Here is a 10,545-nt window from a genome sequence, read left to right on the forward strand (position 1 = left end):
CCATCAGGATGATCTTGGGATCGACGATCAGCGTCTGCGCCAGCGCCACGCGCTTCCTCATGCCGCCGGACAGCTGGTGCGGAAAGCGGTCGCCGAAGCGGCCCAGGCCCACCCGCTCCAGCCACGGCCGGGCGCGCTCGCGCGCCTCGCCCCTGGAGACGCCGCGGAACTCCAGGCCGGCCGCCACGTTGTCCAGCGCCGATTTCCAGGGCATCAGCGCGTCCGCCTGGAACATGTAGCCGGCGTGCCGGTTGATGCCGCCCAGCGATTCGCCGAACACCCGCACGTCGCCGCCGCTGGGCGCCAGCAGGCCGGCGATGGCGTTGAGGATGGTGGACTTGCCGCTGCCCGTCGGCCCGACGATGGACACGAACTCGCCGCCCGCGACGGTGAAACGGACGTCCTGGACGGCGGTGTAGGAGCGCCCCCGCCCGTCGGGCGAAGGAAACGTGATGGTGACGCCGTCGAGCGCGAGCGCTGGCGACGCGGTACCGGCTTCTGGCATGGGTGCGTCTCTATCCCTAAGGGGTGCTTTTTTCGCCATTGTGGCCGATGCCGGACGCCTCGGCAATGCCCGGGCTCCGCTTATCGAGCCGGTCGAAGAACGCCATCGCCGCCGCCCCCGCCCCGCGCGGCCACTGGTGCGGGTAGTAGCGGCCGTTGTAGGCGACGTCGTCGTGGTGCGGGCACCACAGCACGGGGTTCGCCGCGTCCTCCGCGCCGTAGCGGCGGCAGGCGAAGCGGTCGGGCTCCGCCGGCACGCTGCCCGGCGGCAGCCCGTTCTGTTCCCGCAACGCGGTGCGCGCGGACAGCCCCTGGGCGATGGGCACCTGCCGGTCCTTGGGATTGTGCAGCACAAGCGCCGCCACCGGCCCGGAGCAACGCGGGGCACGGGTGACGCCACCGCCGACCGTCGCGAGGCCACGGATCACGGCGCCGCGCGCGCAGGCCAAGCTGTTGGCGAACCACCCGCCCAGCGAATGCCCGACGACGAACACGGCGTCCCGGTCGATGCAGTAAGCCGCCGTTATCTCCGTCAGCACGGCGTCGAAGAGCGTGACATCGCGCAGGTTGCCCGGCCTGTCGCCGGGCGCGGTCCAGATCGTGCCGTCCATGCGGCCGGACGGGTAGACGAAGATCGTCGGCTCCCCCGCGTGGCGTTCCAGGTCGAAGTAGCGGCGCACGTCGGCGTTGCTGTTGGTCCGCCCATGAAAGGCCACGACCAGCCGGTGCGGGTGGTCGGGGTCGTAGGCCGGCGGCACCGCCGTGATGATGTCCCGCCGCACACCGCCCACCTCCACGCTCTCCGGCGGCTGGTCCGGTGGTGGGCGGTGGCAGCCGGACGGAGCGCCAGCGCGCGGCAGCACATCGTCGATGCGCGCGAAGGAAGTAGAATACCCCGAAAGATAAAACATTGCCGCGCTTACGCTTGCCGGTACCAAAGACGCAAGCCCTCGCCAAAGCGACATTTTATTTCTCTACAACCAAGCCATACATTCCATAACCCATTTGGACAGTTTGCCCGTTAACCATGATTAAAGCAATTCCCGCCACCCTCCGTCGCAAGCACGGAGGTTTTTCATGCGCGTTGGCACTTTCCTGAAGATCCCGGTTCTGACCGCGATGCTGGCGGTGGGCGCGTCCGCCTGCGCCTCGGCCGACAGCGCGGCGGTCGCCCGTCCCGCCGCCGCCCCCTCCGCGCTGCCGGACGCGACGCTGACGCAGGTGGACGGCACCGCCGCCACCGTGCTGCGCATCGACGGCATCATCACCCGCGGCCTGGAGCAGCGCTTCATGGAGGCGCTGGCCGCCATCCCGCGCTCCCGCCCGCTGATCGTCGAGCTGTCGAGCCCCGGCGGCTACACCTCCGCCGGCTACCGGATGGTCGACCAGCTGGTGGCCGAGCGCGAGCAGGGCCGCGCCATCGCCACCCGCGTGCGGGCCGGCGAGGCGTGCGAGAGCATGTGCGTGGGCCTGTACCTCGCCGGCTACCCGCGCTACGCCGCCCCCTCGGCCACGTTCATGGTGCACGCGCCGCGCGCGGCGGAGGACGGGCGGATGACCCTGCGCATGACGCAGACCATGGTGAACCGCCTCGTCTCGCTGGGCGCGTCCGTCGGCTGGATCGAGAAGGTGAAGGCGGCGGGCGGCTTCTCCGGCGCCGTCGACTACCGCGACAGCGCCGAAGGGCTGAAGGCCGCCAACGCCAACATCGTCACCGACCTGGAGCCGTAAGCCGCCGCGCGATCTCCGGCATCAGCGCCGTATCGACGTTGGCGAAGGCGAAGCGCAGGTAGGCGTCCTGGCCCGGCCCGAACATGGGCCCCGGCAGGCACAGGATGTTGTGCCGGTCGGCCAGTTCCTTCGCCACCTCCTTGGCCGGGCGCCCGTCGTAGGGATGGCGCATGTAGGCGAAGTAGGCACCGATGCTGGCGATGCGCCAGCCGCCCTGCCCGTCCCCCAGGACGCGTTTGAAGGCGTCCACCCGCTCCACGATGTCGGCCCGCCGCTCGGCCACCCAGCCGCCCAGGTTCCGCAGGCCGTACAGCGCCGCCTTCTGCCCGACGTGCGGCGCGCAGATCGCCACGCAGTCGAGGATCTTCGCCATCTGCGTCAGCAGCCCGGCCTCGGCGATCACCGCGCCCACGCGATAGCCGGCGAGGCTGAACACCTTGGAGAAGCTGTAGAGCTGCACCAGCGTGTCGTCCCGGTCCGGCCGGCGGAACAGGCCGTGCGGCGGCTCGGCCCCCCAATCGGGGAAGTCGCGGTAGGTCTCGTCCAGCAGGCAGCGGATGCCCCGGCGCCTGGCCAAGTCGTGGAAGGCGGCGATGGTCTGCGGCGGGGCGATGGCGCCGGTGGGGTTGTTGGGGGTGATCAGCACGATCGCCCGCGTGCGCTCGTCGATCAGCGCCTCGGCGTCGGCCGGGTCGGGGACCAGCCCGTTCTCCTCCCGGCAGACCAGCGGGCGCGCCTCGATCCCCAGCAGGTCCAGCGTCATCTTGTGGTTGAAGTACCAGGGAACCGGCAGGATGACGTTGTCCCCCGCCCGCGCCAGCGCCATGACGGCGACGACGAAGGCCTGGTTGCAGCCGGCGGTGATCAGCACCTCCTCCGGCCGCACCGCCCCGCCGTACAGCTCCGCCGTCCGCGCCGCCAGTGCCGCGCGCAGCGGCGGGATGCCGGTGATGGGCGTGTAGCGGGCGGTGTCGTAACGGCCGACCTCCTCGGCCAGATGCGCCTGCAAGTCGGCGGCGGGCGCGTAGCCGGGCACCGCCTGGCAAAGGTCGATCAACGGCCTGTCGGCCGGGAACTCCCGGCCCAGGACCCAGCTCCAGGCTTCGGCGATGGGCGGCGCCTCGGTGGCGGCCACCAGCGGATTCACGGTCACGATCAGGCTCCCGGCAAACGGCCCTGGCGCTTGCCGACCGTCTCGGCCAGCAGGCACAGGATCTCGAACATCATGGTGGCGCCGACCAGCGCGGTGTTGCCGCTGGGGTCGAACGGCGGGGCGACCTCCACCACGTCGCCGCCGACGTAGTTCAGGCCCCGCAGGCCGCGCAGCATCTGCTGCGCCTGGAAGGTGGTGAAGCCGCCGGCCTCCGGCGTGCCGGTGCCCGGCGCGTAGACGGGGTCGAGGCTGTCGATGTCGAAGGTCAGGTAGCACGGCGCCTCGCCCACCACGCGGCGGATCTCCGCCGTGACGCCGGCCGGGCCCAGGTCCATCGCCTCCTCGATGAACATGATCCGCACGCCGGCGTCCCGCGCGAAATCCAGGTCGTGCAGGTCGAACATGGAGCCGCGGATGCCCACCTGGATCATCCGCCCGGGGTCCAGCAGCCCCTCCTCGATCGCCCGGCGGAACGGCGTGCCGTGCGTCAGCTTGGTGCCGCCGAAATAGCTGTCCGTGGTGTCGGAGTGCGCGTCGAAGTGCACCAGCCCCACGGGATCGCCGCCGCCCACCAGTCCGCGCAGGATCGGCAGCGTGATCATGTGGTCGCCGCCGGCCGTCAGCGGCACCGCGCCGCCGTCGCGCACGGCGCGGAAGAACGCCTCGACCCGCCCCATGGTCTCGTCCAGGTCGCACGGGTTGACCGAGACGTCGCCCAGGTCGGCGATGCGCGCCAGCTCGTAGGGGCAGACGCGCGTCTGGTGGTTGACCCGGCGCATCATGCCCGACGCGTCGCGCATGGCGCGCGGGCCGTGCCGGGCACCGGGGCGGTTGGTGACGCCGGCATCCCACGGCACGCCGATCAGCGCGACGTCGAGCTGCGCCGGATCGGGCACGTGCGGCAGCCGCATGAAGGTGGCGATGCCGCTGAAGCGCGGGTACACCGCGACGTCCAGCGGTTCGAAGAATCCCTGTCCCTGGTCCATCCCTGCCGTCCGTCTTGTCTGCGGTCCGTTCAGGAAGATGGTGGCCCGGCGGGGCGCCGTCACGCAAGCGCGCAACCAAAGCCCCGCTCCGGCTGTCTTACCAGAAACGCCGTTTCCTCAGACCGAAACGCCGGAGACCGAAACGCCGGGAGGGGCCATGCACTACGCCGCGCTCGCCATCGACTACGACGGCACGCTCGCCAGGAACGGGCGCGTGGACGCCGCCGCACTGGACGCGCTCGAACGCCTCAAGCGCGCGGGCCGCACGCTGTTCCTGGTCACCGGCCGCCGCCTGGACGATTTGCGCGACGCCTTCCCGGAATACACCGTCTGCCACCGCATCGTGGCGGAGAACGGCGCCCTGCTGCACCGCCCGGCCACCGACGAGACGCTGGCCCTGGCCCCGCCCGTACCGGCGGCGCTGGTGCAGGCGTTGAGCCGCAAGGGCGTGCAGCCGCTGGAGGTCGGCGCCGTCATCGTCGCCACCCGCGTGCCGCACGAGAAGACGGTGATCGACACCCTGCGCGAACTGGCGCTCGACCATGAGGTGACCTTCAACAAGGCGTCCGTGCTGGTCCTGCCACCCGGCGTCACCAAGGCGACGGGCCTCGCCGCCGCGCTGGAGGACCTGGACATTCCGGCCGATTCCGTGGTCGGCATCGGCGACGCCGAGAACGACCAGGCCTTCCTCAGCCTCGTCGGGTTGCCGGTGGCGGTGGCGGACGCCGTCCCCTCGATCCGGGAGGAAGCGGCCTGGGTGACGCAGGGCGGCGCCGGTGCGGGCGTGGTGGAACTGATCGACCGCCTGCTCATCGACGACCTTGCCGGTATCCCCACGGTGCCGCGCCCACGCACGGGGGCGGATACCGACGAGGCCGGCGGCGGCCCGATCCGGATCGTTTAAGCGGCTGCCGGGCAGGCGGATCCAGGCTGGTCCGGATTATCCCTTCGCGGCGACGATCACCTGGAACTCCCACGTCGACTGGCAGTGGAAGCTGATCAGATCCCAGCGCTGCCAGATGCGGGGCAGCCACCAGTGATAGGATTCCTGGATGAGGTGCGCGTTCCGCCCGTCCGGCAGTATCTTCTTGGCCGGCCCGGTCGCCACCACGAGAAAGGCGGCACGCTTGGTCAGCCGCGCAAGATCGTCCAGCACCGCGTCGAGGTGTTCGGGCTCGACATGCTCCAGCACGTCGGTGCAGACGACCAGATCGGCGGGTTGAGGGGGTGCCGCGTAGCTCTCGATGGCCGGGTCATAGCCTTGGCACTGCACCCGGTCGCCGAATTCCTTCTCGATCGCGTCGAGCAGAAGCGCCTTGCCACATCCATAATCAAGGAAAGACGCAACACCGTTCCCGATGATCAGCTCCCTGGCCAGACCCACCCACTTGGCACTGGATACGCCATAGTGCTCGTTGGTCTGGTGAAGCTGGCGATTCAGCTCCCGGTACTCTTCGGAAATGGTCATGGATGCTCCTCGTGCGTCTGGCGGTGCCTGCGCGGCATGACCAATCCGATGGGCCGATCGATAGACGGCCCCGCCCTTCCGCCGTCGCACAGCTGCGCGTTCGGCCTCACCCCACCCGCGGCGCCGGGCCGCAGGGGTGCGGCGGGATCGATTCCGGCGGGCGGCCGACGATGCGCGCGTAGACGGCCGGATCGGTGGCGCCCTCGGTGCCGAAGACCAGCACGCGCGCGTCCGGCCACAGGCCCAGCGCCGCCCGCGCTTCCTCGTCGCCCGCCGCGCACAGCACGGCGGCCAGCCCGGCCACGCCGGATTCACCGGCAACCATCGGCCGATCCAGTTCGTTCCCCTCGGCCAGACGGCGCATGGCGGCGACCGCCGCCTCGTCCGGGATGGTCATGAAGTCGTCGGCGCCGCGTTCCAGCAGCGCCCAGGCGAGCAGGGAAACCTCGCCGCAGGCCAGCCCGGCCATCACCGTGTCCAGGTCGCCCTCGGCCGGCGTCGGCCGGCCGTTGACGGCGCTGCGGTACAGGCAGTCGGCCGAATGCGGCTCCACCACCACCAGCCGCGGGCGCTGCCGCCCCCAGGTTTCCCACAGATGGCCGCACACGGCGGCCGGCAGGGCGCCGACGCCGCCCTGCACGAAGACGTGCGTCGGCCGCTCGCTGGCGGGAAGCTGCGAGATCGCCTCCTCCACCATCAGCGCGTAGCCCTGCATCACGTCGCGCGGGATGTCCATGTAACCGGTGTAGGAGGTGTCCGACACCACGTGCCAGCCATTGGCCTCGGCATCCGCCGCCGCCCGGCGCACCGCGTCGTCGTACGTGCCGTCGACGCGCACGACGCGGGCGCCATACCCCTCGATGGCCTTTTGCCGGCCCTCCGAGCACTTGGCCGGCACGTAGATGACGCAGGAACAGCCGAACACCTGCGCCCCCCAGGCGACCGAGCGGCCGTGGTTGCCGTCGGTGGCGGTGGTGACGGTGATGCCGCGGGTGATGGTGCCGTAGCGCCCGACCACGAGGTCCAGCGCCGCCACCGGCACGCCGGGCGCGCGGGCCGACACCTCGCGCGCCAGCAGGCGCAGCACGGCGTAGGCGCCGCCCAGCGCCTTGAAACTGCCCAGCTCGAAGCGGTGGCTTTCGTCCTTGTACCACAGCCGGTCGATGCCGGCCGCCTTGGCCAGCCCCTTGAGCGAGCGCAGCGGCGTGGGCGCGTAGCCCGGCCACGCGGTGATCTCCGCCCGCGCCTCCTCGAAGGCGGCGCGGCTGACGATCGCACGCTCCGACGGCCCGTAGGCGCGGTCGAGGTCGGCACGCGGGTTCTGAAACAGGCGCGGCGCACAGGGCGGCAGCAGGTCCGGCATCGGCAGGTACTCCCAACCGAAGCACGAAAGCAAAGCGCACACCCTCCCGTCAAGCGCGGCGGAGTATGAGCATACGCTCCCGTACGTCACGCGCCGTCGCCGCCCGTTCGCCCGTGGCTGGCGACGATGCGCAGGATCTGCACGGAGGTCGGCAGTTCGACCAGGAATTCGGGGTCGCGGTCCAGGTGGTGGATGTCGCGCGGGTCGGCGCCGGTGAAGCGGGCCATCGCCTCCACGCTCTCCCAATAGGAGATGGTCACGAACTCCGTCTCGGCGCCGCGGTCCTCGCGGAAGGACTGGACGCCAAGCGCCTTCTCGATCAGCGGCTTGATGCCGTGTTCGTGGTTGTAGGCCTCGTACTCGTCGGCCTTTTCCGACGGCGTCCGCCCGCGCCAGATGCGGGCGATCGTCGGCCGGGCGCTTCCTGCCATCGCCGCTCCCCTCAACCCTGCATCATATCGTCGCGCACGTGCGCCTGGGCCGGCGGCGCGGTCGCCTCGACGGCCTGGAAGCGTTCCAGGATGCGGTAGGCGTGCTCTGCCCCCTTCGGCACCACCCAGGAGTCGCCGGGGCGCAGCTGGATCACCTGCCCCTCGATGTGCAGCTCGGCGCGTCCAGCAATGACGAATCCGACGGTTTCGTACTCCCGCCGCGTCGGCGGCTCGTCGCGCATGGCCGGCGCGATGTCCCACAGGCGCATGGCCACCGAACGCCCTGATGCCAGATAGCGCTGCCCCGCCCCCGTCTGGGGCGCCTGGTCTTCGTTGGCCTTCCTGACCGTGCTGTCCGCCATCGCCGCCTCCCCGACCTCGTCGCCGGCCGCCCCCGCCGGACGGCCCCTGTCGGGAGTGTGCAACACCGCAGAACGCCGAAGGTCCCGGCGGCGGTGCGGAGCGGCCCCGGGGGCGCCACCGGCCTAGACGCTCGTCATATGACCGACAAGCAGACCAATTTGCCGGCCGGTGAAAGCTTATTGTGATTTCCCAAGTATATCCCGTCACATGCCCAGCACAGGCACCGCCTTGTCACTGATGGCCGAGTTTATATCTCTCACATTTTCTGCATGTCGCGGGCCATCCAGACGCTTCGCCTCACCTGCCAATGGACGAACCCTGGACATGACCAACGAACATCTGCCTCCCGGTCAAGGAACCTTCTCTTCTCACGTCGTGTTGCGGCCTCGGGCTTGGCCCAGGGAAAGTACGTTGTGGGAGGGTGAAGAACGATGTCGACCGTTGGGAATCGAGCGCCGGCCGCCGCCGCGCTTGTGCTTGCCATGACCATGGCTCCGCTTGCCGTCGCGGCGCATGAATCCGGCCATTACTGCAAGGTTCCCAGCGGCACCGAATGCCCCGTCCACGAGGACGCCTTCGCGCAGGCCGGCGAGGCCTCGTGGTACGGGCCGGGCTTCCATGGCAAGCCGACGGCCAGCGGCGCCCCCTTCAATCAGGACGCGCTCACCGCCGCCCACCGTGCCCTGCCGCTGGGCACCGTCGTGCGGGTGACCAACCTGGACACGGGGCGCTCCGTGCAGGTGAAGATCAACGACCGCGGCCCGTACATCGAGGGGCGCATCATCGACCTGTCGCGCCGCGCCGCCGAGGTGCTGGGCATGAAGGAACAGGGCATTGCCCCGGTGCAGGTCGAGGTGGCGCGCAAGCCGGCGCCCGACGCCGACCTTCAGGTCGCCGAACGCCCGGCCGGCGAAGACCGCCTGAGTCCCTGAGGCCTGAGTCCCTGAGGCCTGAGCCCCTGACGCCGGTTCAGCGTTTCCACTCGCGGCTGGACTTCACGAAATCGGTGAGGGTGACGCCGATCTTGTCGTCGACGATCACCACCTCGCCACGGGCGACGAGCACGCCTTCCACATAGACGTCCGTCGGGTCCTTGAGGTGGCGGTCCAGTTCCACGACCGCGCCGCGGCCAAGCTTCAGCAGGTCGCGCACGCGCAGCATCGCGGTGCCGATCACGACCTTGATCTCCACCGGCGCGTCGCCGATGGCGTACTGGTCGCTGTCGTCGCCGTCGGAGGATCCGCTGCCGAGCAGGTCGTCGATGCTGGTCATAGGGCCCCGGGGATTCTGGCCATCATCCCCAAGGTGTAATCCCTGCCGCCCCGCGCGGCAACCACGACGCGCCGCCGCCCCTGCGACAAGGATCGGGCACGCCCCAAATTGTACATTACATGTTTGTTTTTACATTCTACAAATGTGAGTATATGCTCGGCCTCGATCGTACAAACACACCGCACTGTGAAATGAGGCCCCGCATGACGTCGCTTGCATCGGTGCGCGCCACCACCCCGGCCGCCCTCGCCACCCGGCCGCTGGTCGATGCGGGCTGGCTCAAGGCCCACCTCGGGCAGCCGGGCCTCGTCGTCCTCGACGTGCGCCAGCCCACGCCGCGCGGCCCGGCCGACGTCTTCGGCGCCGGCCACGTGCCCGGCGCGGTGCACACGGACTTCGCGCACTGGCGGGTCACGGAAAACGGTCTTCCCAACATGCTGCCGCCCGTCGCGGCGCTGGAGCGGCTGATCGGCAGCCTGGGCATCGGCAACGGCGACCACGTGGTGATCGTGGCCGCCGGCCAGAGCGCCGCCGACCTCGCCAACGCCACGCGCGTCCACTGGACGTTCAAGGTGCTGGGCCACGACCGCGTGTCGGTGCTGGACGGCGGCTGGGCCGCCTGGGCGGCGGACGCCGCGAACCCGGTCGCCACGGAGCGCGCGCCGCACGCCGTGAAGCCCTTCGCCGCGTCCTTCCGGCCGGAGCTGGTCGCCACCCTGGACGAGGTCCGGGCCAAGGTGATGGCGGGCGCGCGGACGCTGATCGACGTGCGCCCCTCCGACCAGCACCTGGGTTTCGCCAGGACGGCGCAGGTGGCCGCGGCCGGCACGCTGCCGCGCGCGGTGAACCTGGAACCGGAGGCGCTGTACGATCCGGTCGCCAGGCGCTTCGCCCTGCCCGACGAGATCCGCGAGGAGGCGGAGACGGCCAGCGTGCCGCTGGAGGGTGACCTTACCGTGTTCTGCAACACCGGCCACCTCGCCACGCTCGGCTGGTTCGCGCTGAGCGAGGTGATGGGAAATCCGGCGGTGGCGCTCTACGACGGCTCCATGGCCGAATGGACGGCCGACCCGCTGCGCCCGCTCGACAACGCCCCGGCGCCGGCCCTGCCGACCTGGACGCCGTAACGCTCCGACGTTGGGTTTTCGCTGCGTGTATAGACCGGAGACATCCTTTACAGGTGTTCGGGGACATCATTGACACATATGGGCGTGGACGAAGCTTAGCGAGGGCTTGGCCATGCCATTCCAGGAGGTGTCGAAGATGTCCCTGCG

At 70.4% G+C, this 10,545-nt stretch carries 13 protein-coding genes; 4 read left to right on the forward strand and 9 right to left on the reverse strand.

Translation table 11 applies throughout. The features are described from left to right. Positions 1 to 505, reverse strand: a 505-nt coding sequence (locus tag VED21_RS05220; protein WP_324881262.1) for an ABC transporter ATP-binding protein, incomplete at its 3' end; no start/stop codon positions are given. A 16-nt stretch (positions 506 to 521) separates the two neighbouring features. After that, positions 522 to 1,415, reverse strand: a complete 894-nt coding sequence (locus tag VED21_RS05225; protein ID WP_324881263.1) for a hypothetical protein — start codon at positions 1,413 to 1,415, stop codon at positions 522 to 524. A 166-nt stretch (positions 1,416 to 1,581) separates the two neighbouring features. Here VED21_RS05225 and VED21_RS05230 point away from each other — a divergent pair, with 166 nt between their 5' ends. After that, complete coding sequence (locus VED21_RS05230; protein WP_324881264.1) at positions 1,582 to 2,235, forward strand: ATP-dependent Clp protease proteolytic subunit; 654 nt, start codon at positions 1,582 to 1,584, stop codon at positions 2,233 to 2,235. Here the strand turns inward: VED21_RS05230 and VED21_RS05235 are convergent. Together VED21_RS05235 and speB are read right to left on the reverse strand one after the other, a co-directional pair. Next, positions 2,216 to 3,388 carry an aminotransferase gene (locus VED21_RS05235; protein ID WP_324881265.1) on the reverse strand — a complete coding sequence of 391 codons (1,173 nt, stop codon included), beginning with the start codon at positions 3,386 to 3,388 and terminating at the stop codon, positions 2,216 to 2,218. The two genes, VED21_RS05230 and VED21_RS05235, sit on opposite strands and share 20 nt — an antisense overlap. Before the next feature lie 2 nt (positions 3,389 to 3,390). Then, the gene (gene speB, locus VED21_RS05240) at positions 3,391 to 4,374 is read right to left on the reverse strand and encodes an agmatinase (RefSeq protein WP_324881266.1); all 984 of its coding nucleotides are present in this window, start codon (positions 4,372 to 4,374) and stop codon (positions 3,391 to 3,393) included. Positions 4,375 to 4,531: 157 nt separating this feature from the next. On the opposite strand from speB, the gene VED21_RS05245 reads away from it, so the two are divergent. Next, on the forward strand, positions 4,532 to 5,278 hold the full coding sequence (locus VED21_RS05245) for an HAD family hydrolase (protein WP_324881267.1): 747 nt from the start codon (positions 4,532 to 4,534) through the stop codon (positions 5,276 to 5,278). 36 nt (positions 5,279 to 5,314) lie between these two features. Here VED21_RS05245 and VED21_RS05250 read toward each other — a convergent pair whose 3' ends face one another. From VED21_RS05250 to VED21_RS05265, 4 genes are all read right to left on the reverse strand, one after another. Beyond that, a complete protein-coding gene (locus VED21_RS05250) occupies positions 5,315 to 5,842 on the reverse strand; it encodes a class I SAM-dependent methyltransferase (protein WP_324881268.1) in 528 nt (175 codons plus the stop codon). 106 nt (positions 5,843 to 5,948) lie between these two features. After that, entirely contained in the window at positions 5,949 to 7,205 is a 1,257-nt protein-coding gene (locus VED21_RS05255) for a diaminopropionate ammonia-lyase (protein WP_324881269.1), read from the reverse strand. Between the two features lie 86 nt (positions 7,206 to 7,291). Then, the gene (locus VED21_RS05260; RefSeq protein ID WP_324881270.1) at positions 7,292 to 7,636 is read right to left on the reverse strand and encodes a hypothetical protein; all 345 of its coding nucleotides are present in this window, start codon (positions 7,634 to 7,636) and stop codon (positions 7,292 to 7,294) included. Positions 7,637 to 7,647: 11 nt separating this feature from the next. Then, positions 7,648 to 7,998, reverse strand: a complete 351-nt coding sequence (locus VED21_RS05265; RefSeq protein WP_324881271.1) for a cupin domain-containing protein — start codon at positions 7,996 to 7,998, stop codon at positions 7,648 to 7,650. A 483-nt stretch (positions 7,999 to 8,481) separates the two neighbouring features. Between VED21_RS05265 and VED21_RS05270 the strand changes: the two genes are divergently transcribed. Then, the gene (locus VED21_RS05270) at positions 8,482 to 8,931 is read left to right on the forward strand and encodes a septal ring lytic transglycosylase RlpA family protein (protein ID WP_324881272.1); all 450 of its coding nucleotides are present in this window, start codon (positions 8,482 to 8,484) and stop codon (positions 8,929 to 8,931) included. 37 nt (positions 8,932 to 8,968) lie between these two features. On the opposite strand, the gene fliN is transcribed toward VED21_RS05270, so the two are convergent. After that, positions 8,969 to 9,271 carry a flagellar motor switch protein FliN gene (gene fliN / locus VED21_RS05275; protein WP_324881273.1) on the reverse strand — a complete coding sequence of 101 codons (303 nt, stop codon included), beginning with the start codon at positions 9,269 to 9,271 and terminating at the stop codon, positions 8,969 to 8,971. Between the two features lie 203 nt (positions 9,272 to 9,474). On the opposite strand from fliN, the gene VED21_RS05280 reads away from it, so the two are divergent. Further along, the gene (locus tag VED21_RS05280) at positions 9,475 to 10,398 is read left to right on the forward strand and encodes a sulfurtransferase (RefSeq protein WP_324881274.1); all 924 of its coding nucleotides are present in this window, start codon (positions 9,475 to 9,477) and stop codon (positions 10,396 to 10,398) included. Positions 10,399 to 10,545: the final 147 nt, after the last annotated feature.

This window comes from Azospirillum sp. (genome assembly GCF_035627195.1).
In the GTDB taxonomy this organism is placed as follows: domain Bacteria; phylum Pseudomonadota; class Alphaproteobacteria; order Azospirillales; family Azospirillaceae; genus Azospirillum.